This window comes from Nonomuraea sp. PA05 (assembly GCF_008086045.1).
GTDB classification, from domain to species: Bacteria; Actinomycetota; Actinomycetes; order Streptosporangiales; family Streptosporangiaceae; genus Nonomuraea; species Nonomuraea monospora.
Window position 1 is genome coordinate 68943 of the sequence record NZ_VSEY01000048.1, and the last position, 21244, is coordinate 90186.

Annotated in this window: 21 protein-coding genes; 14 read left to right on the forward strand and 7 right to left on the reverse strand. The window is 70.2% G+C overall.

All coding sequences use genetic code 11. The features are described 5' to 3' along the window. Positions 1-24: 24 nt before the first annotated feature. From FXF51_RS49950 to FXF51_RS49980, 7 genes are all read left to right on the forward strand, one after another. Entirely contained in the window at positions 25-1269 is a 1245-nt protein-coding gene (locus FXF51_RS49950; protein WP_148441879.1) for an RNA polymerase sigma factor, read from the forward strand. 382 nt (positions 1270-1651) lie between these two features. Further along, a complete protein-coding gene (locus FXF51_RS49955; RefSeq protein ID WP_148441880.1) occupies positions 1652-2989 on the forward strand; it encodes an extracellular solute-binding protein in 1338 nt (445 codons plus the stop codon). A gap of 57 nt (positions 2990-3046) precedes the next feature. Next, positions 3047-4003, forward strand: coding sequence for a carbohydrate ABC transporter permease (locus FXF51_RS49960; RefSeq protein ID WP_148441881.1), 957 nt, complete (start codon positions 3047-3049; stop codon positions 4001-4003). After that, positions 4000-4830, forward strand: coding sequence for a carbohydrate ABC transporter permease (locus FXF51_RS49965; RefSeq protein WP_148441882.1), 831 nt, complete (start codon positions 4000-4002; stop codon positions 4828-4830). Before FXF51_RS49960 ends, FXF51_RS49965 begins: the two co-directional genes overlap by 4 nt. After that, a complete protein-coding gene (locus FXF51_RS49970; protein WP_148441883.1) occupies positions 4827-6236 on the forward strand; it encodes a GH1 family beta-glucosidase in 1410 nt (469 codons plus the stop codon). The genes FXF51_RS49965 and FXF51_RS49970 overlap by 4 nt, the downstream gene beginning before the upstream one ends. Continuing rightward, the gene (locus FXF51_RS49975) at positions 6217-7215 is read left to right on the forward strand and encodes a LacI family DNA-binding transcriptional regulator (protein WP_148441884.1); all 999 of its coding nucleotides are present in this window, start codon (positions 6217-6219) and stop codon (positions 7213-7215) included. The genes FXF51_RS49970 and FXF51_RS49975 overlap by 20 nt, the downstream gene beginning before the upstream one ends. 10 nt (positions 7216-7225) lie before the next feature. Continuing rightward, a complete protein-coding gene (locus FXF51_RS49980) occupies positions 7226-8224 on the forward strand; it encodes a phosphotransferase family protein (protein WP_148441885.1) in 999 nt (332 codons plus the stop codon). Here the strand turns inward: FXF51_RS49980 and FXF51_RS49985 are convergent. Together FXF51_RS49985 and FXF51_RS49990 are read right to left on the reverse strand one after the other, a co-directional pair. After that, positions 8165-10387, reverse strand: coding sequence for a M64 family metallopeptidase (locus tag FXF51_RS49985; RefSeq protein ID WP_222871820.1), 2223 nt, complete (start codon positions 10385-10387; stop codon positions 8165-8167). The two genes, FXF51_RS49980 and FXF51_RS49985, sit on opposite strands and share 60 nt — an antisense overlap. A gap of 46 nt (positions 10388-10433) precedes the next feature. Then, positions 10434-11309: an anti-sigma factor domain-containing protein gene (locus FXF51_RS49990; RefSeq protein WP_148441886.1), complete on the reverse strand. Its 876-nt coding sequence runs from the start codon at positions 11307-11309 to the stop codon at positions 10434-10436. A gap of 121 nt (positions 11310-11430) precedes the next feature. Between FXF51_RS49990 and FXF51_RS49995 the strand changes: the two genes are divergently transcribed. From FXF51_RS49995 to FXF51_RS50005, 3 genes are all read left to right on the forward strand, one after another. Next, positions 11431-12627 carry an FAD-dependent oxidoreductase gene (locus FXF51_RS49995; protein ID WP_148441887.1) on the forward strand — a complete coding sequence of 399 codons (1197 nt, stop codon included), beginning with the start codon at positions 11431-11433 and terminating at the stop codon, positions 12625-12627. A gap of 91 nt (positions 12628-12718) precedes the next feature. After that, positions 12719-14056: a class II 3-deoxy-7-phosphoheptulonate synthase gene (locus FXF51_RS50000; protein ID WP_148441888.1), complete on the forward strand. Its 1338-nt coding sequence runs from the start codon at positions 12719-12721 to the stop codon at positions 14054-14056. A gap of 144 nt (positions 14057-14200) precedes the next feature. After that, on the forward strand, positions 14201-14968 hold the full coding sequence (locus tag FXF51_RS50005) for an SAM-dependent methyltransferase (protein ID WP_148441889.1): 768 nt from the start codon (positions 14201-14203) through the stop codon (positions 14966-14968). A 69-nt stretch (positions 14969-15037) separates the two neighbouring features. On the opposite strand, the gene FXF51_RS50010 is transcribed toward FXF51_RS50005, so the two are convergent. Continuing rightward, positions 15038-15412: a thioredoxin family protein gene (locus FXF51_RS50010; RefSeq protein WP_148441890.1), complete on the reverse strand. Its 375-nt coding sequence runs from the start codon at positions 15410-15412 to the stop codon at positions 15038-15040. 197 nt (positions 15413-15609) lie between these two features. Between FXF51_RS50010 and FXF51_RS50015 the strand changes: the two genes are divergently transcribed. Beyond that, the gene (locus FXF51_RS50015) at positions 15610-16986 is read left to right on the forward strand and encodes a pentapeptide repeat-containing protein (protein ID WP_148441891.1); all 1377 of its coding nucleotides are present in this window, start codon (positions 15610-15612) and stop codon (positions 16984-16986) included. A 13-nt stretch (positions 16987-16999) separates the two neighbouring features. On the opposite strand, the gene FXF51_RS50020 is transcribed toward FXF51_RS50015, so the two are convergent. Genes FXF51_RS50020 through FXF51_RS50030 form a run of 3 tightly spaced genes read right to left on the reverse strand, consistent with a single transcriptional unit; the run spans position 17000 to position 18112 of the window. Further along, the gene (locus FXF51_RS50020) at positions 17000-17443 is read right to left on the reverse strand and encodes an SRPBCC family protein (protein ID WP_148441892.1); all 444 of its coding nucleotides are present in this window, start codon (positions 17441-17443) and stop codon (positions 17000-17002) included. Next, positions 17421-17762 carry an ArsR/SmtB family transcription factor gene (locus FXF51_RS50025; RefSeq protein WP_148441893.1) on the reverse strand — a complete coding sequence of 114 codons (342 nt, stop codon included), beginning with the start codon at positions 17760-17762 and terminating at the stop codon, positions 17421-17423. The genes FXF51_RS50020 and FXF51_RS50025 overlap by 23 nt, the downstream gene beginning before the upstream one ends. Continuing rightward, positions 17759-18112 carry a VOC family protein gene (locus FXF51_RS50030; RefSeq protein WP_148441894.1) on the reverse strand — a complete coding sequence of 118 codons (354 nt, stop codon included), beginning with the start codon at positions 18110-18112 and terminating at the stop codon, positions 17759-17761. Before FXF51_RS50030 ends, FXF51_RS50025 begins: the two co-directional genes overlap by 4 nt. 101 nt (positions 18113-18213) lie before the next feature. Here FXF51_RS50030 and FXF51_RS50035 point away from each other — a divergent pair, with 101 nt between their 5' ends. Then, positions 18214-18873 (forward strand): permease prefix domain 1-containing protein, encoded by a 660-nt coding sequence (locus FXF51_RS50035; RefSeq protein WP_148441895.1) that lies wholly within the window; start codon positions 18214-18216, stop codon positions 18871-18873. On the opposite strand, the gene FXF51_RS50040 is transcribed toward FXF51_RS50035, so the two are convergent. Next, positions 18870-19205: a PadR family transcriptional regulator gene (locus tag FXF51_RS50040; RefSeq protein WP_148441896.1), complete on the reverse strand. Its 336-nt coding sequence runs from the start codon at positions 19203-19205 to the stop codon at positions 18870-18872. The two genes, FXF51_RS50035 and FXF51_RS50040, sit on opposite strands and share 4 nt — an antisense overlap. Before the next feature lie 86 nt (positions 19206-19291). Between FXF51_RS50040 and FXF51_RS50045 the strand changes: the two genes are divergently transcribed. Continuing rightward, complete coding sequence (locus tag FXF51_RS50045) at positions 19292-20461, forward strand: cytochrome ubiquinol oxidase subunit I (protein ID WP_148441897.1); 1170 nt, start codon at positions 19292-19294, stop codon at positions 20459-20461. 14 nt (positions 20462-20475) lie between these two features. Further along, on the forward strand, positions 20476-21240 hold the full coding sequence (locus FXF51_RS50050) for a cytochrome d ubiquinol oxidase subunit II (RefSeq protein WP_148441898.1): 765 nt from the start codon (positions 20476-20478) through the stop codon (positions 21238-21240). The last annotated feature ends 4 nt before the right edge of the window (positions 21241-21244 follow it).

Sequence of the window (21244 nt, forward strand, 5' to 3'; positions counted from 1 at the left end):
GGGCGTGGCTGGTCTCATGGCCCGGTGACGGCTTCAGACACCCACCGCGCCATAGACGCCGTTTGGCGCATCGAGGCCCCCCGCCTGATCGCCGGCCTGGCGGGCCTGGTGCGCGACGTCGGCCTGGCCGAGGAGCTGGCGCAGGACGCCCTGGTCGCCGCCCTGGAGCAGTGGCCGGAGTCGGGCGTGCCGCGCAACCCCGGCGCGTGGCTGATGACGGTCTCCAAGCGCCGCGCCATCGACCTGATCCGCAGGAACGAACGCCTCCAGCGCAACCTCATCGAGCTGGGCCACCGCCTCGACCTGGAGGAGGAGCCGCCGGAGGTCGACGAGATCGAGGACGACCTGCTGCGGCTGGTGTTCACGGCCTGCCACCCTGCGCTGTCGATGGAGGCCAGGGTGGCGCTGACGCTGCGGGTGCTGGGCGGCCTGGCCACGGACGAGATCGCGCGGGCGTTCCTGGTGCCGGAGTCGACGGTGGCGCAGCGCATCGTGCGGGCCAAGCGCACGCTGGCCGACGAGCGGGTGCCGTTCGAGGTGCCGCAGGGCGCGGAGCTGGCCGGGCGGTTGTCGTCGGTGCTGGAGGTCATCTATCTGATCTTCAACGAGGGGTATTCGGCCACGGCGGGTGACGACTGGATGCGCCCGGGTTTGTGCGAGGACGCGCTGCGGCTGGGCCGGGTGCTCGCGGGGCTGATGCCGAAGGAGCCCGAGGTGCACGGCCTGGTGGCGCTGATGGAGATCCAGGCCTCGCGTTCGGCCGCCCGGGTGGGGCCGTCCGGCGAGCCGGTCCTGCTGCTGGAGCAGAACCGTGCCCGGTGGGATCGCCTGCTCATCGGGCGGGGGCTGGCCGCGCTCGACCGGGCCGAGACGTTGTCGGGGGCGGCGGGGCCGTACACGCTGCAGGCCGCCATCGCCGCCTGTCACGCGCGCGCCGTGACCGCGGAGGAGACCGACTGGGCGCGGATCGCCGGGCTGTACGAGGAGCTGGCGCGGATGTCGCGTTCGCCCGTCGTGGAGCTCAACCGGGCCGTGGCCCTGTCGATGGCCTACGGGCCGGCGGCCGGGCTGGGGTTGCTGGACCAGATCGTGGACGAGCCGTCGCTGAAGGGGTATCACCTGCTGCCGAGCGTACGCGGGGATCTGCTGTTCAAGCTGGGGCGGGTGGAGGAGGCGCGGGTGGAGTTCGAGCGGGCGGCGGGGATGACGCGCAACGCCCGTGAGCGCGCGCTGCTGGCGGAACGGGCCGCCGCCTGCCGCAAGGGGTGAAGCCCAGGCCGTCCCTGGGCGCGCGGGCGTCGCCGAGCCACGAGAGGTACACCTCCACCGCGCCTACGGTAGCCCCTCACGCCCGGTGACATGGCCTCGTGACCGGCGGAAAGGGCCTGTAGTCCGGGAGACATGCCCTTGATGTGACACGAAACATGCCTGTTGAGGTGGGAGCGCTCCCAATCGGCTCTTTGGGGCTTTTATGCCGATAAAAGCGGTTTCTGGTGTCCAAACTGCACCATTGGTAACGGTTACGTTTCGCGGGATTGACGTGCACACCCGCTGAGTGCACCCTTTGTGGGAGCGCTCCCAAAGACTCCCACCGCGGCGGAGCGCGTGCCGCGGTGCACTCCCCCAACATTCACCCGAGAAGGGGTCCACCATGATGATCAGCAAGCGTCGCGGCGGTCTCGCCGCGGCTTCGGCCTTGGCCGCGGTGGCGCTTACCGTCACAGCCTGCGGTTCCGGCAGCACTCCGGAGTCCAGCGCTCCAGCCTCGTCGGCGGCAGCCCAGCCGGTCACGATCCGGGTCCAGACGTTCGGCGGCGGCGAGAACTTCGGCTACAAGAACGCCGTCGCCAAGTGGAACGCGGAGCACAAGGACATCCAGATCAAGCACGAGAACCTGACCGACCAGTTCGAGCAGCAGTACTGGCCGCAGATGATCCAGTGGCTGACCTCGGGCTCAGGCGCGGGTGACGTCGTCGGCATCGACGAGGGCGGCATGGGTCTGGCCAAGGCACGTTCCGAGTGGTGGGCCGACCTGAAGGAGTACGGCCTGGAGTCCCGCAAGGCCGACTTCCCCGCGTGGAAGTGGGAGAACGGCGTGGCCGCCGACGGCAAGGTGTTCGCCCTGGGCACCGACATCGGCGGCATGAGCCTGTGCTACCGCAAGGACCTGTTCGAGAAGGCCGGTCTGCCCAGCAACCGCGACGAGGTCAGCGCCCTGTGGCCGACCTGGGACGAGTTCATGACCGTCGGCAAGAAGTTCCAGTCGAAGGTCAAGGACACCAAGTTCGCTGACGGCACCAACACGCTGTACCAGGTCGTCCTTTACCAGGAGGCGGCCAAGAACGGCAACGTCAGCTACTTCGACACCAGCAACAACCTCATCGTCGACAAGAACCCGGCGGTGAAGACGGCCTTCGACTTCGCGATGAAGATGAGCCAGCAGGGCATGACCGCCAAGCTGCGCAACTTCACCGACGAGTGGGCGACGGGCACCCAGAAGGGCTCGTTCGCCACGGTCGGCTGCCCGTCCTGGATGCTCGGCGTGGTCAGCGGCAACGCCGGCGACGACGGCAAGGGCAAGTGGGACGTGGCCGCGGTGCCCGGCGGCGGCGGCAACTGGGGCGGCTCCTGGCTGGCCGTGCCCAAGCAGTCGAAGCACCCGAAGGAAGCGGCGATGGTCGCCGACTACCTGACGCAGGCGCAGACCGAGGCGAGCATCTTCACCGACTTCGGCAACATGCCGAGCAACACCAAGTCGCAGCAGGACCCGGCGGTGCAGGGCGCGAAGAACGAGTTCTTCAACGACGCCCCCATCGGTGAGATCTTCGCCAAGTCGGCGGCGAGCCTCCAGCCGGTCTTCCTCGGTGTGAAGCACGCGCAGGTCAAGAACGCGGTCGAGTCGGTCATCCAGGGCATGGACGACGGCTCCGTCCCCTACGACAAGGCCTGGCAGCAGCTGGTCGACGACGCGGTGAAGGCCGCGGGCTAGTCCTCCCGCCCGGCCCGCCAGCCGCGGGCCGGGCATGTTGCCGCCGAAAGGTCTGTTATGAGCCTCGACACCCTTCCGCGGGCGTCACGGAACACCCATCGCCGTGAACACCCGCCCGGCCGCCGCTGGCGTTCCAGACTGGACGTCAAGGCGATGCCGTACTTCCTGGTGTCTCCCTACTTCATCCTGTTCGCCGCCTTCGGGCTCTTCCCGCTGGCCTTCACGCTCTACTACTCGCTCTACGACTACGACCTGACCGGGACCACGGAGTGGGCCGGGCTGGGCAACTACACCGCGCTGCTCGCCGACGACGACTTCTGGCGCGCCACGGTGAACACGGTGAGCATGTTCCTCATCGCCACCGTCCCCCAGATGCTGCTGGCGCTGTTCCTGGCCAACGCGCTGAACAAGCACATGAGGTTCCGCCTGCCGATCCGGATGAGCGTGCTGCTGCCGCTGGTCACCTCGGTGGTCGCGGTCGCGGTGGTGTTCACGCAGCTCTTCGCCCGCGACTGGGGCCTGGTCAACTACGTCCTGGGCCTGTTCGGGGTGGACAACACGAACTGGCGGGCCGAGCGCATCCCCTCGTGGATCGCGATCGCCACCATGGTCGACTGGCGCTGGACCGGCTACAACGCGATCATCTTCCTGGCCGGCATGCAGACGATCCCGAAGGACCTGTACGAGGCCGCCTCGATCGACGGCGCCTCGCGGCGCAGGCAGTTCTGGCAGATCACGCTGCCGATGCTGCGCCCGACCATGATCTTCGTGGTGCTCAACTCCACGATCGGCGGCCTGACGCTCTTCTCCGAGCCGATGACGTTCTACAACGGCAACCCCGACGGCGGCTCGCAGGGCCAGTTCCAGACGGTGGCCATGTTCGTCTACAAGGAGGCCTTCCGTGAGTTCGACTACGGCTACGCCTCCGCGGCCGCCTGGCTGCTGTTCCTGCTGATCCTCATCGGAGCGGCGATCAACTTCCTGTTCGTGCGCAGGATCGGGGGCACGCGATGACCGTCTGGAAACCGACCGTCCTGACCAGGGTGCTGCTGGGGCTGGCGATCTTCGTCTCGGCGTTCCCGCTGTACTGGATGCTGGTCATCGCCTCGCGGACGAACGCCGACGCGGTGGCCTCGCCGCCGAAGTTCCTGCCCGGCGGGAACCTGGGCGACAACATCGTGCGGGTCCTGACCCACCCGGAGGCGCAGTTCCTGCTGGGCCTGACGAACTCGTTCATCGTGGCGACCGTCGTCACCGTCTCGGTCATCCTCATCTCGACGCTGGCCGGCTTCGCGTTCGCGAACCTGAACTTCAAGGGCCGCAACGCGCTGCTGCTGCTGGTGCTGCTGACGATGGCGGTGCCGCTGCAGCAGATGGGCGTGGTGCCGCTCTACCGGCTGATGGTGAGCCTGGAGTGGACCAACACCCTCAAGGCGGTCATCCTGCCGTACCTGCTCAACGGGTTCGGCGTGTTCCTCATGACGCAGTACACGCGGCAGTCCGTGCCGATGGAGCTGGTCGAGGCCGCCCGGGTGGACGGCGCCGCCACGCTGCGCATCTGGTGGAACGTCGTGCTGCCCGCCGTGCGGCCCGGCATGGCCGTGCTCGGCATCAACACGTTCATGCTCATGTGGAACGACTACATGTGGCCGCTGATCGTGCTCAACCAGGAGAACCCGACCGTGCAGATCGCGATCAACGGCCTCAACGCGAGGTTCTCCACGGAGTACTCGTTGATCTTCGCGGGTACGGCGTTGTCCATCATCCCGCTGGTGCTGGTTTTCGTCCTCTTCGGCCGTCAGATCGTCGGCGGACTCATGGAAGGTGCGGTCAAGGCGTGACGACTCAAGAAGAACAGACACGTACCGAGCTGCGCTTCCCCGCGGGCTTCGCGTGGGGGGCCGCGACGTCGGCGTACCAGATCGAAGGGGCCGTCGCCGAGGACGGGCGCGGCATGTCCATCTGGGACACCTTCACCGCGACGCCGGGCAGGATCCTCAACGGGCACAACGCGGACGTGGCCATCGACCACTACCACCGCTACCGCGACGACGTCGCCGTCATGGCGGACCTGGGCCTGTCGGCCTACCGGTTCTCCGTGTCGTGGCCGCGCATCCAGCCGGCCGGTTCCGGCGCGATCAACCTCAAGGGCCTGGACTTCTACAAGCGGCTCTGCGACGAGCTGCGTCAGCACGCCATCGACCCGTGGCTGACCCTCTACCACTGGGACCTGCCCCAGGCGCTGGAGGACAAGGGCGGCTGGCCCAACCGCGACACGGCCTACCGCTTCGCGGAGTACGCGGCGGCGGTGCACGACGCGCTCAAGGACTACGTCCACACCTTCAGCACGGTCAACGAGCCATGGTGCGCCGCGTTCCTCGGCTACGCCTCGGGCGAGCACGCCCCTGGCAGGCGCGAGCCGGAGAACGCGATCAGGGGCGCGCACCACCTCAACCTGGCTCACGGCCTGGCCGTGCAGGCGATGGACGCGCGCAGAGTCGGCGGCTGCGTGAACCTGTACGCCATCAGCCCGCAGACCGACAGCGAGCGGGACCTGGACGCGGCCCGCCGCATCGACGGCCTGCAGAACCGCTTCTTCCTGGACGCCCTGCTGCTGGGCCGCTACCCGGAGGACGTGCTGGCGGACCTGCCGTTCGACAAGGACTTCATCGAGCCGGGCGACATGAGAACCATCAACGCGCCCATCGACGTGCTGCTCGTCAACTACTACAGCCGCTTCACGGTCTCGGGAGCACCGGGAGGCGCGCAGTCGGCGGCGGCCGCCCCCACGGACTCGGGTTCCCCGTGGGTGGGCAGCGAGCACGTGTCGTTCGTCAACGGCGGCCGGCCGGTCACCGCGATGGGCTGGGAGATCGACGAGGGCGGCCTGGTGGAGATCCTCACCAGGGTGGCGCGGGAGTACCCGCCGATCCCGATGGTCGTCTCGGAGAACGGCGCGGCCTTCGAGGACGTGCTGGACGAGGGCCGCATCCACGACCGGGAGCGGCTGGCGTACGTGGAGGCGCACCTGGGCGCCTGCAAGCAGGCCATCGACGCGGGCGTGCCCCTGGAGGGGTATTTCGCCTGGTCGTTGATGGACAACTTCGAGTGGGCGTGGGGCTACGGCAAGCGGTTCGGCCTGGTTCGCGTGGACTTCGAGACCCAGGAGCGGCTGGTCAAGGACAGCGCGCTCTGGTACGCGGAGATCATCCGGCAGAATAGGCGCCATGAACCGACCGACTCTTGAGGCAGTCGCGGCTCGGGCCGGGGTAGGCCGGGGCACGGTGTCTAGAGTCATCAATGGCTCGCCGAACGTCAGCGCGAAGGCCCGCGAGGCCGTTGAGCTGGCCATCCGCGAGCTGGGCTACGTGCCCAACCGTGCGGCGCGGGCGCTGGTGACGCGCCGCACGGACACTGTGGCCCTGGTGGTCTCCGAGTCCCAGTTCCGGGTCTTCGACGAGCCGTACTTCGCGGGCACCATCCGCGGCATCGGCTCGGCGCTGGCCGAGACGGGGTTGCAGCTCATCCTGGCGATGGCGCGCACCCCGGAGGAGCACGCGCGGCTGGAGCACTACCTGACGGGCCAGCACGTCGACGGCGTGCTGCTGCTGTCGCTGCACGGCGCCGACCCGCTGCCGGGCAGGCTGGAGGCGATGGGCGTGCCGACCGTGCTGGGCGGCCGTCCCGTCGGCCTCGACCCCTACAGCTACGTGGACATGGACAACAGGGCCGGTGCCCGGCAGGCGGTCAAGCACCTGCTGGGGCTGGGCCGCAGGGCGATCGCCGCGATCGCCGGTTCGCAGGACATGGGCGTGGGTGTCGACCGTCTGTCGGGCTACCGCGACGCGCTGCTGCCGTCGGGCCTGCCGGAGCTGGTGGCCTACGGCGACTTCTCCGAGCACAGCGGGGCGACCGCGATGCAGGAGCTGCTGCGGGCGCATCCCGGCCTCGACGCCGTGTTCGCCGCGTCCGACCCGATGGCCCTGGGCGCGATGCGCGTGCTCAAGGCCGCGGGCCGGTCGGTCCCCGGCGACGTGGCGGTGATCGGGTTCGACGACTCCAAGGCGGCGCTGCACGCCGATCCGCCGCTGACCACCGTGCACCAGCCGACCGAGGCCATGGGCCGGCAGATGGCGCAGTTGCTGGTGGCCAGGATCAACGGCGAGGAGTTGCGCCAGCCGGTCGTTATCCTCGACACGCACCTGGTGCGCAGGGAATCCGCCTGAGAGGGGTGACGTGGACAGCAGGACCAAGCGCCGGTTATCCGACGCCGAGCTCGACGCGCTGGTACGCCGCGCGGTCGGCACGGGCGTCACGGCCGCCACGGAGCTGACCGACGGCTACGCCAACGCCGTCTGGCGCCTGAAGCTGGACGACGGGCGCGAGGCGGTGCTCAAGCTGTCTCCCCCGCCCGACCTGGAGCAGCTCAGCTACGAGCGCAACCTGCTGCGCATGGAGGCCGCCGCGATCGGCCTGGCCGCCGCGGCGGGCGTGCCCGTGGCGGGGCTGCTGCGGGCGGGCTACGACGACCCGGTGCTGGGCGGCGACTACCTGCTGCTGGCCGCGCTCGACGGCGTCTCGTGGAACGACGTCAAGCCGGACAACCACGCGGAGCTGCGCAGGGAGCTGGGCGGGCATCTGGCCAGGTTCAACGCGGTGACGGGCGAGGTGTTCGGCTACCCGCACGCGGGCATCACCGGCGCCACCTGGCGCGAGGCGTTCCTGGCGATGACGGCGGCGCTGCTGGGCGACACCGAGCGGTATCCGACGCCGCTGCCGCTGCCCGCCGCGGAGCTCCTGGCGGTGTTCGAGGCCGCGGCGCCCGCGCTGGACGAGGTGACGTCGCCGCGGCTGGTGCACTTCGACGTGTGGGCGGGCAACGTCTTCCTCGATCTGAGCGGGACGCCGCGGATCCAGGCGATCATCGACCACGAGCGGGCCTTCTGGGGCGACCCGCTGGCCGAGTTCGTCACGCCGACGATCTTCGGGGAGCTGGCGGAGGACGATCCGCTGCTGGCGGGCTACCGCGAGGTGGCTCCGCTGGAGCTGACGGCGGCGGCGCGGACGAGGCTCGACCTCTACCGCGCCTACCTGTACCTGATCCTGCTGATCGAGAACGGACCCCGGCAGTACCCGCCGGACGAGTACGCCAGGGTCCGCGATCTCGCTACCGCGTCACTGACGGACGTGCTGGACCGCCTCGTACGGCCGTTCGGCGGGCCGGCCGCCGGGTAGGTCGCCGCACCGGCTGCCGCCCTTGACCGTGTTGGGCACGTCCAGGTCGGCGGGTGTGCCGCCCGTGCAGGCGAGCGCGCCCTTGATCGTGCTGCCGGACAGGATCGGCGCCGTGTTGCCGCTGAGCAGCGCGGCGCCGCGCACGTCCGCGCCGACGATGGTCAGGGCGGCGGCGCCGCTCACGGCGAGCGCGCCGTCCACGCGGGCGCCGAGCAGGTGCACCTGGGCGGGCCGCACGGCGTTGAGCGCGCCGGTGATCCGGCCGCCGCTGACGACCAGCGACGCGCCGGGCCTGACCGTGACGACCCCCGTGACCTGGGCGCCGTCGAGACAGGTGACGCCGTCGGTGACGGTGAGCGAGCCGCGATGGGTGCCCGTGACGATCCTGGTGCAGGCGGGCGGCGGGGCGATGGTCGTGACGGTGAAGCTCTCGGCCTCGCCGTAGTTGCCGGCGGCGTCGATCGAGCGGTACTCGACGACGTGCCTGCCGCGCGGCAGCCTGCCGTAGACGAGGGAGTCGATCACGGTGCCCTGCTCGGAGAACGTCCACGGCAGCTCGGACGAGGTGGGCCAGCCGAAGTAGTTGAACCAGCCGTCGCCGTCCACCCGCGACTCCGAGACGACGTAGCCGTCGCGGTCGTCGTCGCCGGTGAGCCGCATGGTGAAGGGGCCGTTGTAGACGTAGGTGTCGCCGGACCTGGCCAGCGGTTTCGACAGCTCGTAGCCGGTGCTCGGCCCGGTGGCGTCGATCGTCCAGGTGAGGGTGCGCCCGCCGAGAGTGGCGGTGAGCGTGCCCGCCTTCGCGTCGAGCTCGCCGAGGTCCAGGTCGGTGCCCTGGTAGGTGCGGCCGCCGAGGGTCCAGGTGACCTCGGGGACGGTGGCCGCCGGGTGGGTGGTCTCGACGTAGACGACGTCCTCGCGGCCGAGCGGCCGGTCGGTGGGGGTGGAGGAGACGAACGCGGGCTCGACGCCGTCCGGCGGGGTGGTGATCGTGGTGTCCACGGTCCAGGTGCGGGTCCTGGTCATGGCGGTCCTGATGGCCGGGTCCCGGACGAATTCTGTCGGGTCGGAGACGGTCGCGGTGACCGTGTGCGTGCCGGGGGCGAGGCCGAGGGTGCGCAGGTCGAGCGAGTCGCGGTCGCCGGGCAGCTCCTCGCCGTCCACGGTCCAGGCGGTGCGGAGGGAGTGGCTGACGGGGCGCATCGGCTCGACCCAGAGCACCCGGTCGGCGCCGACGGGCGCGCCGGCGGGCGTGGCGTCCTGGATCAGCATGGTCTTGGCGGTGATGCGCTGCGTCATGACCTCGCGGCTGACCTGGTCGAAGTAGTAGCCGAGGGTCTTCATCATGGAGTGGGCGCTGGGCCGCCACACGCCGGTCGTGTAGTACAGGCCGCCCTCGTAGCGGCCGATCGGGCCGCCCGACTCGCTGGGCTCGCCGAGCCAGCGCCACCACTTCCTGCGCTGGTCGAGCATCTCCTGCGGGGTCAGCAGCGTGTGGTGGGCGCTGGACGGCTCCGCGCCGGTGTACGCGCCGCCGGGCACGCCGCGCTGGTAGTAGTCGTACTCGTCCTGGAGCCCGCCCAGGGAGTGGCCCAGCTCGTGCGGGCTGATCAGGGCGGACATGCTGTTGCTGCCGGAGGCGGTGGCGTACGAGCCGCCGGCGCCGCCGTAGGTGCCGCTGTTGCCGAGGGCGAGGATCTGCCGGTTGCCGGAGGTGGTGCCGGTGACCAGGTCGGCGTAACGGGTGGCGGCGGCGTTGTCCATGGTGATGAGGCGCTGGACGCTGGCGGGGTTGCAGCGGCCCCAGAAGCCCATGCTGAGCGGCGTCGTACGGCGCGGCGCGTCGAGGCCGGGGTCGCAGCTGATACCGGACTCGCCGGAGACGATGTCGACGCGGTAGACGTTGAGGTAGTTCCGGTAGGACTTGAACGGCTCGATCGACCACATCACGTTGAGGTGCCGGTCGGCGTCCGCTCGGAACTTGGCCTGCTCGGCCTCGGTGTAACCGTCACCGAGGATGATCAGATTGAATCTCTTGGCCGGCGCGCCCGTCACCTGGACGGGCACGACCGTCGCCGCGCCGGGTTCGGCTGCGGAGGCGGGTGCCGCTGGGGACACGCATAACAGGGCGGCGGCCAGTGTCAGGGCGGCGAAGATACGCATGATCGAGTATCTGACCGCCTGGGCCGCCCGGTCTATCCCTGTTCGATCACGCCTCGGGCAATTCGGCAAGCATGATGGGTTGTGTGGTGGGCTGCTCCGAGCCGCTGGCGGGCTCGATGGTGAGCGCCATGCGTTCGTCGCGGTCCAGCGGCGCCAGCATCATGGGGTGGCTGACGCCGTCCTGCCGCGCGTCGAGCAGCCCGGCGGGGCGCGGCCCGCCTGGGCCCATCAGCCACACCTCGTACCCCTTGGTGTCGGGCAGCTCGGCCAGCCCTGACGAGGTGAACACCATGCGGCCCATGTCGCGCGAGATCACGGCGGTGACCATGCCGCCGGTGGTGACGGGCTCGCGCATGGTCTCGGCGTCGGGGGCGGCCAGCACCGCAACCATCTCCTCGTTCTTGCTGGTCAGGTCGCCGAGGTCGCGGCGGGCGTCGAAGGCGACCACGCCGAGCGCGACGGCCGCCGCGGCGGAGATCGCGGTCAGCGCCGCCAGCGTCCTGGTGCGGCGGCGCCGCAGCGGCACCACCTGCGCGCCGTCGGCCGTCACGGGGATGGACGGCCCCATCCGGTAGGCGTTCCCCTCCGGCGGGAGGCTGAGCGTCGCCGATTGCCCCGTGTCCCCCGGCGCGGGTGGCGCGGGGCGTTTCCAGACGGTCGGGCCGTCGTCGGGCACCTGCCGTGGCGGCGGGTCCTCGAAGCCCCTGGATCGGGAGGCGGCGTCCAGGAGGCGCTCCCGCAGCCTGGCGGGCGGCCGTTCGGCCACCGTCTCCGCCAGCCTCGCGGCCGTCTCGCGCAGGTGCCGCACCTCTTCCGCGCACGTGACGCACGCATGCAGGTGCTTCTCGAACTGCACCCACTCGGCGTACGGCAGTGCGTGCACGGCGTAGGCGCCAGAGAGGGTGTGGAGTTCGTCCTTCATTTCCACTCCCTGTGTGTGAGAGGCGGCTCACTGCATGTACTTCGGTGGCTCGGGCACGCCGGATGGCCGTGAGCCTTGCTCATTTCGCATGAGATGTCACAATCTCATTAGGTGATGAATTATGAGCTGCGTGATAGCGGGCGGCGGTCCCGCCGGGGCGATGCTCGCCCTGCTGCTGGCCAGGTCAGGCGTCGAGGTGACGCTGCTGGAGAAGCACGGCGACTTCCTGCGGGACTTCCGCGGTGACACCATCCATCCCTCGACGCTGCAGGTGCTCGACGAGCTCGGTCTGGCCGGGGAGTTCCTCAGGCTGCCGCACCGCAAGGCGTACGACCTGTATCTGGCCACCGACCGCGGCGACGTGCGGATGGCGACCCTGCGCCGGCTGCGCGGCCGATACCGGTACGTGGCGTTCGTCCCGCAGTGGGACTTCCTCAACCTCATCACGTCGGCCGCCGCCCGCTACCCGGGCTTCCGGCTGCTGATGAACGCCGAGGCCTGCGGCCTGATCCGGGAGGGCGGGGCGGTGCGCGGCCTGCGCTACCGCGACGCCACGGGAGAGCACGAGATCAGGGCGGCGCTGACGGTCGCCGCCGACGGCCGGCACTCGGTGCTGCGCGAGCGGGCCGGCCTGGTGCCGCAGGACCTGGGCGCGCCGATGGACGTGGTGTGGTTCAGGCTGCCCCGCGAGCCCCGCGACCGCGACGACACGTTCCTGCGCCTGTCACCGGGCCACATGATGGTCGCGATCAACCGGGAGAGCTACTGGCAGCTCGCCTACCTCGTCCTCAAGGGCGGCTACGACGAGATGACCCGGCAGGGCATCGACGCGCTGCGCGGCCCGGTGGCCGGGCTGCTGCCGTGGCTGGGCGACCGGATCGGGCAGCTCGGCTCGTACGACGACGTCAGCGTGCTCACCGTCATGATCAACCGGCTGCGCCGCTGGCACCGGCCGGGGCTGCTGTTCATCGGGGACGCCGCGCACGCCATGTCGCCGGTCTTCGGCGTCGGCATCAACCTGGCCGTCCAGGACGCCGTGGCCACCGCCAACCTGCTGGCAGGGCCACTCAGGTCGGGCGCGCCGATCCCCGAGGCGGCGCTGCACCGGGTGCAGCGCCGGCGCATGCCGCCGGCCAGGGTGACGCAGGCGGCCCAGCGGGTGGTGCAGAACCTGGTGATCAGCCGGGCGCTGACGCGGCGGCTCGACCCGTCGGGGCTGCCGCCGGACCTGACGAGGATCCCGCTGCTCAACCGGGTGGCGCCGCGTTTCATCGGCCACGGCGTACGGCCCGAGCACGTCACCGTAAAGGAACTTTGACTGCCCCTGGGTTCGTCTGCGTATAACCGCATTCTCACAACGTGGACAAGGGGGTCGGTGGTGCCGAGCCAGTGGAATACCCTCGTATCTCGTGAGCAGCAATCTAGTGGATCTCGATTCCTGGCGAGCCCTCCCCGCGGCGCAGCAGCCCGACTGGCCGGACCGCGGCGAGCTCGACAAGGTTGTCGCCGAGCTCGGCGGCCTGCCCCCGCTGGTCTTCGCCGGCGAGTGCGACCAGCTCAAGGAGCAGATGGCCGCGGTCGCCCGCGGCGAGGCGTTCGTCCTTCAGGGCGGTGACTGCGCCGAGACCTTCGCCGGCGCGACGGCCGACAACGTGCGCCAGAAGTTGAAGACGTTGCTGCAGATGGCCATCGTGCTGACGTACGCGGGCCGGGTGCCGGTGGTGAAGATCGGCCGGGTGGCCGGCCAGTTCGCCAAGCCGCGCTCCAAGGGCACCGAGACCCGGGGCGGCGTCGAGCTGCCCGCCTACCGGGGCGACATGGTCAACGGGTTCGACTTCACCCCCGAGGCGCGCAGACCCGACCCGTGGCGGCTGCTCAAGGCGTACCACTCCTCCGCGGTGACGCTCAACCTGGCGCGCGCCTTCACCAAGGGCGGCTACGCCGACCTGCGGCAGGTGCACGCGTGGAACCAGGACTTCGTGGCCGAGTCGCCCGCCGGGCGCCGCTACGAGCAGCTGGCCAGGGAGATCGACCAGGCGCTGGCGTTCATGCGGGCGTGCGGGGCCGACCCCGAGGAGTTCCACACGGTCGAGTTCTACTCCTCGCACGAGGCGCTCATCCTCGACTACGACCGGGCGCTCACGCGCATCGACTCGCGCACGGGGCTGCCGTACGACGTGTCGGCGCACATGGTCTGGATCGGCGAGCGCACCCGTCAGCTCGACGGGGCGCACGTCGACTTCTTCTCCAAGATCCGCAACCCGATCGGCGTCAAGCTGGGCCCGACGACCTCGCCCGACGAGGCGCTGGCGCTGATCGACAAGCTCAACCCGGCCAACGAGGCGGGGCGGCTCACGTTCATCACCCGGATGGGCGCCTCCAAGATCCGCGAGCACCTGCCCGCGCTGGTCAAGGAGGTCACCGCGACCGGCGCCAAGGTGGCCTGGATCTGCGACCCGATGCACGGCAACACGTTCGAGGCGGTGGGCGGGCACAAGACGCGCCGCCTGGACGACGTGCTCGACGAGGTGGCCGGATTCTTCGAGGTGCACCGCTCGCTCGGCACGCACCCCGGCGGCATCCACATCGAGTTCACCGGCGACGACGTGACGGAGTGCGTGGGCGGCGGGTTCGAGATCGGCGAGACCGACCTGGCCACGCGGTACGAGACGGCGTGCGACCCTCGGCTCAACCGCGGCCAGTCGCTCGACCTCGCGTTCCGGGTGGCGGAGCTGTACCGGGGCTGAATCGCTCGACTCCAGGGCGCGCATGCCGCATCACGCCCTGTTCGAGTGATTTAGGTCTCATTGCCGCAAGAACCCATTTACCGATGTGAACGCGGCCTCCGGAGCTATGATCACCCCGAAAGAGGCCATTTTTCGGGAGACCACGTGGACACTGCTCCGGAGGGCGTCGACCCCAACGTCCCCAACGTCGCGCGTATGTACGACTACTACCTCGACGGCAAGGACAACTTCGCCGCCGACCGGGCGGCGGCGGAGCAGATTCTCAAGACCTTCCCCGACACCAAGGTAGGCGCCCGCGCCAACCGCGCCTTCCTGCGCCGCGCCGTGCGTCACCTCGTCGACCAGGACGTACGCCAGATCGTCGACCTCGGCGCCGGGCTGCCCACCCAGGGCAACACGCACGAGATCGCGCCCGAGGCGCGCGTCGTCTACGTCGACTACGACTCCGTGGTGTGCGTGCACGGCAGGGCGCTGCTGGCCAGGAAGGACAACGTCGACTTCCTCCAGGCCGACGTGCGCGAGCCGGACGCGCTGCTCGACAAGCTGGGCGGCCTGGTGGACTTCGAGCAGCCGGTCGCGTTCCTGGCGCTGGCGATCCTGCACTTCATCCCCGACGACATCGCCTACGACGTGGCGGCCAAGCTGCGCAAGGTGAGCGCGCCCGGCAGCCACCTGGTGATCAGCCACGCCGTGGACTCCACGCCGGACACCACCCCGCAGGCCCTGGAGATCTACAAGAAGGCCACGGCCTCGCTGAACCTGCGCACCCGCGAGGAGATCCTGCGCTTCTTCGAGGGGTACGAGCTGGCCGAGCCGGGGCTGACGTACCCGAACGGCTGGCGTCCCGACGACCCGGACGCGCCGGGCAACGGCGTCAACTTCGGCTACGTCGGCGTCGGCCGCAAGCTCTGACGCCGTCAGGAAACCCGTCAGGCAAACGCGAAAGCCCCGCCGCTGGGCGGGGCTTTGTCATGGGTGGGGTCAGTTCTGCTGGGCGTTCTTCAGCTCCTCGCTGAGCTCGGCCCTGATGGCGTCCATGTCGAGCGCCTTCACCTGACGGATCAGGTCTTCCAGCGCGGGCGCGGGGATGGCGCCGGCCTGGGCGAAGACCACGATGCCGTCACGGATGGCCATCAGCGTGGGGATCGAGGTGATGTCGAACCCCTGCGCGAGCCCCTGCTCGGCATCCGTGTCGATCTTGCCAAAGGTGATGTCGTCGTGCTTGTCCGACGCCTGCTCGAAGATCGGGCCGAACTTCTTGCACGGCGGGCACCACTCGGCCCAGAAGTCGAGCAGCACGATCCCCTTGTCGGCGATGTCGTTGAAGTTCTTCTCTGTTACTTCGATGGTCGCCACAAGTGGCTCCTCGCTCGTCGTCGCTAGCAGTGCATCCGTCTCAACCACGTACCCGACACCAGCATTCCATGCCCGCGCGCCGCCCGGAGCGGGACGCGAAGGAGCCGGAACATTTAGGCCGCATATATCCCTAGAAAAGTGATTAGACCCTAAAATTGGTGAACCTTGACGCGGGCCGCGGCGGGTATCACCCATGCATGGACTGGGTCACCTGCGCGTATTCCGCTGCTTGCACCGGAGTCGCTAGCCGGCCGTCAGGCCTCTGCCTGGCTCACCTCGATCCCGAACAACTCGGCGCGGCCCTGGCCGGCCTCTCCCCCGGCCGCCTGCTCGACCTGCGGGGCACCACCGTCACCAGCGACCTGCTGTCCAGGGTTCTCGACGCGACGGGCCGCAGACCCGGCCGCACCCGGCTCGACCGGGCCAGGTTCACCGGCGACGTGCGGCTGTCGGGGGTGACGTTCGCGGGGGACGTCTCGCTCGACGGCGCCCGCTTCGACCGGCTGGCCTCGTTCTTCGGCGCCCGCTTCGAGGGCAACGTGTCACTGGCGGGCGTGCGGTTCGCCAGGGAGCTGTCCTTCCACGGCGTCACCGTGCGCGGGCACGCCTCGCTCGACCGGGCCGTGATGTCGCGCGACGCGCTGTTCAGCCAGGCGGTGTTCGGCCACGGGCTGTCGTGCGAGCGGGCCAGGTTCGACGGGTACGCCACCTTCGACGGCGCCCGGCTCGGCGACGGGGGCGCGTTCAGGGGGGCGCGGTTCGGCCGTACGCTGTCGTTCCGCAAGGTCAGCGGGCACGCCGGGTTCGAGGCGGCGCACTTCGCCGCCGACGCGTACCTGTCGGCCACCGGCAGGCTCTCGGCGGCCAGGGCGCGCGCCGACGGGCTGCTCGACGTGGCCGTCGCCCGGTGCGGGGTGGACCTGCGGCGCGTGGAGGTGACCGGGCCGACGACCGTGCGGCTGACGGACTCGCAGGCCGACCTGGAGGGCGCGGTGCTGCGCGGCCCCGCCACCGTCATGGGGCGCGGCAGGTCCACGCTCACGTCGCTGCGGCAGGTCGACGCGGCCAGCCTCGAACTGCTCAGACTGGACCTGTCGGCGTGCCGGTTCGCGGGGCTGACCCATCCCTCCGGGGTGCGGGTCAAGGAGTGCACGTTCGCGCTCACGCCGCGCGGGGTGCGGGTGAGCCTGCGGTGGCCCATGCTGCGGTGGTTCTCGCGGCGGCGGGCGCTGGCCGACGAGCGCACCATGCACACCGGCTCCGCCCACCCGCGCGACCCCGGTGACCCCGGGACCTCACCTGACCGGCTGGCGGCGCTGTACGCCGGGCTGCGGCCCGCCGACAGCGCCACCTCGGCCGACTTCGCCTTCGCCGCCATGGAGATGCGCAGGCAGGCCGGTCACGGGTGGTGGCTGTCGGTGTCGTGGCTGTTGTGCGGGTACGGGATGCGCATGGGGCGGGCGGCGGCCTGGTTCGCGTTGCTGATGGCGCTGATGGCGGCGGCCGTGGCCTGGAGCTCCACCTCACACGCCGGCATCCGCGCCGAGCCCGTCCACCCGGCCCTGCATCGCTGAGCCCTCGTGTCGTTCAGAGCTCCTCGGCGATCTTCTCGATGGCGCCGAACATGCGCGGCCAGCCGCCGCCCATGATCCGCCGCGAGAGCTGCTGCAGCTCGTCGCCCGGGTCGAAGCCCTCGTGGTCGAGGAACAGCCGGGTCCCCCTCCCCTCGGGCTCCAGCCGCCAGGTGACCGTCCAGTCGACCTTGCCGTCGCTCCAGCTGATCCGCAGCAGCTTCTCCGGCTCGATCCGCAGCACCTCGCAGTACACGATCCCGTCGAACCCGACCTGCTTCTTGGGCTGCGTGGTGAAGGTGAACCGGTGCCCCACCTCCGCCTTGAAGTCGCCCGGCATGAGCCACCGGGCGACCAGGTCGGGCTCGGTGAGCGCCCGCCACACCTTCGCGGGCGGATGCGCGATGAACTGGTCGAGCCTGATCGCCCGCAGGTCCTCAGCCGTCGGTTCTTGAGTCATCTTCGTCTTCCATCTCGTCGAGGAGTGCGGTGAGCGCGGTCAGCCGTTCGCGCCAGAACCGCTCGTACGGGGTGAGCCAGTCGCGGATCTCCATGAGCGGCGCCGCCTCCAGCCGGTAGTGCCGCTCCCTGCCCTGGCGCGTCTCGGCCACGAGCCCGGCGTCCTTGAGCACCTTGAGGTGCTCCGACACGCTGGGCCTGCTCATGTCGAACCGCTCGGCCAGCCGCCCGGCGGGCTGGGCGCCCTCATCGAGCAGCAGGCGCAGCAGCTCGCGCCTGGCCGGGCTGGCCAGGGCGGTGAACACGTGGTCGGCGCTCACGTCTGGCTGACCACGAAGCCGTTGCCGAACGGGTCGTGGAAGAGCAACTGGCGGCCCCACGCCTCCTGGCTCGGCCCCTGGAAGGCGGCTCCGCCCTCCTTGAGCCCGGCGGCCAGCGCGTCGAGGTCGGGCGCGCCCAGCACGAGGCCACCGATGGGCGCCATGCCGGGGAACCAGGAGGCCAGCAGCAGCGTGGTCGTGGCGCCCTCGGGCGCGACGGTGAGCCAGCGGCCCATCGGGAACGGGTTGTCGGTGCGCACCTCGAAGCCGAGGACGCGGGTGTAGAAGCCGAGCGCCCGTTCCTGGTCGGCGACGGGCACGGTGACCGTGAGAATGGAGGAGATCGGCATGTCAGCCACTATACGTAGGAATTTTCCTACATGACAACCCGGACGAATCTCAGGGTGCTCCCTGATGGACCCCCTAGATCGGCTCTCCCTAGACTTGAGCCATGCTCATCGACGACTACGTGGCGGAGCTCGACGGCGCCCTGAGCGGCCCGCACGGCCCCAAGCGGGACCTCGTCGTCGAGGCCCGCGACAGCCTGACCGACACCGCCGACGCGTTCGAGGCCGGCGGCCTGGAGCGGGCGGAGGCCGAGCGGCTGGCGGTGGCGGAGTTCGGCGAGATCCGCGAGGTCGCGCCCGGCTACCAGGCCGAGCTGACCGTCGTCGCGGGGCGGCGGCTGGGGGTGCTGCTGTTCATCAGCGTGCCGATCACGGTGGCCATGTGGTCAGTGTTGTGGCGGATATATCCGGGCACCGACGAGGCCTGGCTCGCCCAGCCGTGGTGGTACTCCTCCGCCTCCCGGCTGCTCGACGTCATCCAGCTCGGCACCGGCCTGTACGGCGGCCTCGTGCTCTACGCCCTGAGCCGGGGCTCGCGCTGGATCCGCCGGCCCAGACTGGCCACCAGGTCGCTGGGCGTACTGGTCTTCGCCTCGCTGCCGGTCACGGCGGGCCTGGGGCTGCTGATGACGTTCGGCATGGACTCCCCCAACACCCTGGACGGCCTGCCCGCCCTCATGGCGAACCTGGTGACGTCGGCCATGTGGGCGATCCAGATCTACGGCGCCACCCGGTGTGTGCGCATGACCCGGGCGGCCCGCTAGCGCACGGCGCTCGCGTCCGCCCGCAGGACGCCGCCGATCACGCTGGTGAACTCCTGCCAGGCCGACCGCTCCCCCTGGAGCTGCTTCCTCCCGGAGTCGGTCAGCCGGTACGTGCGCCGCTTGCGCCCGCCCACCGTCGCCCACTCGCTCGACAGGTGGCCGATCCGCTCCAGCCTGCGCAGCGCCGGGTAGACGGTGCCCGTGGGCACGTTGAGCGCGCCTCCACTGCGTTCCTGCAGCGCCTCGATGATGGCGTAGCCGTGCAGCGGCTCGCGCTCCAGCACTGAGAGCAACAGCGCGTCCATGTGACCGCGCAGCGCATCAGGGTTCATGTCACTGATCCTAGACACCGTTCCGCTAAGTAGCCAGTCTACATATAGGCTGTCTATATGTAGCGAGGCACAATATCGGAGCGGTGATGGACGCATTGGATCTGGCGCGGACACAGTTCGCGGTGACGGGCAGCCTGCACTTCCTGTTCGTGGTGCTCACGCTGGGGCTGGCGCCACTGGTGGCGATCATGCACACCCGGTGGGCGATGTCCGGCAAGCCGTTACACGAGAGCATGACCCGGTTCTGGGGGCAGATCTATGTGATCAACTACGCCCTGGGCATCGTGACCGGGCTGGTGATGGAGTTCCAGTTCGGCCTCTCGTGGAGCGGGCTGTCGCACTACGCGGGCGACGTGTTCGGCGCGCCGCTGGCCATGGAGACGCTGGTGGCGTTCTTCCTGGAGTCCACGTTCCTCGGCCTGTGGATCTTCGGCTGGGGGCGGCTGCCCAGATGGGCGCACCTGGCGTGCATCTGGCTCGTGACGCTGACGGCGTACGCGAGCGCGTTCTTCATCATGGTGGCCAACTCCTTCCTGCAGAACCCCGCCGGCGCCGTCGTCAGCGGCGGCCGGATGGCGCTGACGGACGTCGGCGCGCTGTTCACCAACAAGGCGCTCGTCTTCTCCTTCCCGCACGTCGCCGGGGCCGGGCTGTTCACCGGCGGCATGGTGCTGGTCGGCGCGAGCGCGTACCGGCTGCGGCGCAAGGCGCGGGAAACCGAGTTCTTCAGCCGGTCGCTGCGGACCGGCGTCGTCACCGCGGCCATCGGCGTCCTCCTGACCATGGGCTTCGGATACGCGCAGTTCGCCGCCGTCCCCGAGAACAAGTTCGGCAGCCACAACCTCCTGGCCGCCACCGGGCTCGGGTTCATGATCGAGTTCGGTCAGCTCCTGGGGCTCTTCGTGCTGCTCGTGATGCTGCCGATGATCAGGATCCTGCCGCGGGCACGATGGACGCACCCGATCCTGATCGCGATCACGCCGCTGCCGTTCGTGCTGTCCATCCTCGGCTGGATGGCCAGGGAGATCGGCCGGCAGCCCTGGATGATCTGGGAGCGGCTCACCGTGGCCGACGCCATGTCACCCGGCCTCACCCCCGGGATGGTGACGACCTCGCTCCTCGGGTTCGGCGCCGTGCTGGGGCTGCTGGCCGTCGTCGACTACGTGCTCATCGCCCGGGTCGTCAGGCGCGGCCCGCACGCCCTCGACCTCGGCGCCACCCGCGACGAGCCCCGCACCCCCGCCCCCAGCTACTGAGGAGTGTCCGCGACATGGAAGTGATCTGGTTCGCCGTCTTCACGGCGCTGCTGGCCGGCTACTTCGCGCTGGAGGGCTTCGACCTGGGCGTGGGGCTGCTGCTGCCGGTGCTGGGCAGGACCCGCGAGAACCGGGACAGGATGGTCGCCGCGATGGCCCCGTACGTGCTGGCCAACGAGGTGTGGCTGGTGGCCGTGGCCGGAACCATGTTCGGCGTCTACCCGCTGCTCGAAGGCGAGGTCCTGTTCGGGCTCTACCCGCTGGTCGTGGCCATGCTGCTGTGCTGGGTGCTGCGGGACGCCGGGCTGTGGTTCCGCCGCCGCCTGGACGGCTCCGCCTGGCGGGGCTTCTGGGACGCGGCCATCGCGTTCGGCTCACTCGGGCTGTCGGCCGGCTGGGGCATGGCCCTGTACGCCGCCGCCACCGGCTTCGACTCCCCGCCCGTGCACCCGCTCGGGCTCCTGCTCGGCGTCGTCGTCACCCTGCTGCTCGCCTTCCACGGCTGGACGTTCCTCGGCTGGCGGACGCCGGGGCGGTTCGGCGTCACCCGGTCGGGGCGGGTGCTGCTGGCGTCGGGGATCGTCGCCGCGCTGCCCGCGCTGGGGGTGCTCGGGGGCGCGATGCCGTACCTGCTGGAGCACAGCGCGCCCGCGGCCACGCTGAATGTGCTCAGTGTCATGGTCCTGCCCGTCGCACCCATCATGCTGGGGGCGCAAGTATGGGTATGGCGCACTTTCCGGCCAGGCAAGGACGCCTACCGCCTGCCGTCGTTCTTCTGAGGGA

Coding starts and splice junctions, on each gene's coding strand:
- FXF51_RS50045 (WP_148441897.1), top strand. CDS start 19,292: ATGGACGCATTGGATCTGGCGCGGACACAGTTCGCGGTGACGGGCAGC.
- FXF51_RS49960 (WP_148441881.1), top strand. CDS start 3,047: ATGAGCCTCGACACCCTTCCGCGGGCGTCACGGAACACCCATCGCCGT.
- FXF51_RS50050 (WP_148441898.1), top strand. CDS start 20,476: ATGGAAGTGATCTGGTTCGCCGTCTTCACGGCGCTGCTGGCCGGCTAC.
- FXF51_RS50020 (WP_148441892.1), bottom strand. CDS start 17,443: ATGACTCAAGAACCGACGGCTGAGGACCTGCGGGCGATCAGGCTCGAC.
- FXF51_RS50035 (WP_148441895.1), top strand. CDS start 18,214: ATGCTCATCGACGACTACGTGGCGGAGCTCGACGGCGCCCTGAGCGGC.
- FXF51_RS49955 (WP_148441880.1), top strand. CDS start 1,652: ATGATGATCAGCAAGCGTCGCGGCGGTCTCGCCGCGGCTTCGGCCTTG.
- FXF51_RS49990 (WP_148441886.1), bottom strand. CDS start 11,309: ATGAAGGACGAACTCCACACCCTCTCTGGCGCCTACGCCGTGCACGCA.
- FXF51_RS49995 (WP_148441887.1), top strand. CDS start 11,431: ATGAGCTGCGTGATAGCGGGCGGCGGTCCCGCCGGGGCGATGCTCGCC.
- FXF51_RS49965 (WP_148441882.1), top strand. CDS start 4,000: ATGACCGTCTGGAAACCGACCGTCCTGACCAGGGTGCTGCTGGGGCTG.
- FXF51_RS49975 (WP_148441884.1), top strand. CDS start 6,217: ATGAACCGACCGACTCTTGAGGCAGTCGCGGCTCGGGCCGGGGTAGGC.
- FXF51_RS50040 (WP_148441896.1), bottom strand. CDS start 19,205: ATGAACCCTGATGCGCTGCGCGGTCACATGGACGCGCTGTTGCTCTCA.
- FXF51_RS49985 (WP_222871820.1), bottom strand. CDS start 10,387: ATGCGTATCTTCGCCGCCCTGACACTGGCCGCCGCCCTGTTATGCGTG.
- FXF51_RS50030 (WP_148441894.1), bottom strand. CDS start 18,112: ATGCCGATCTCCTCCATTCTCACGGTCACCGTGCCCGTCGCCGACCAG.
- FXF51_RS50015 (WP_148441891.1), top strand. CDS start 15,610: ATGGACTGGGTCACCTGCGCGTATTCCGCTGCTTGCACCGGAGTCGCT.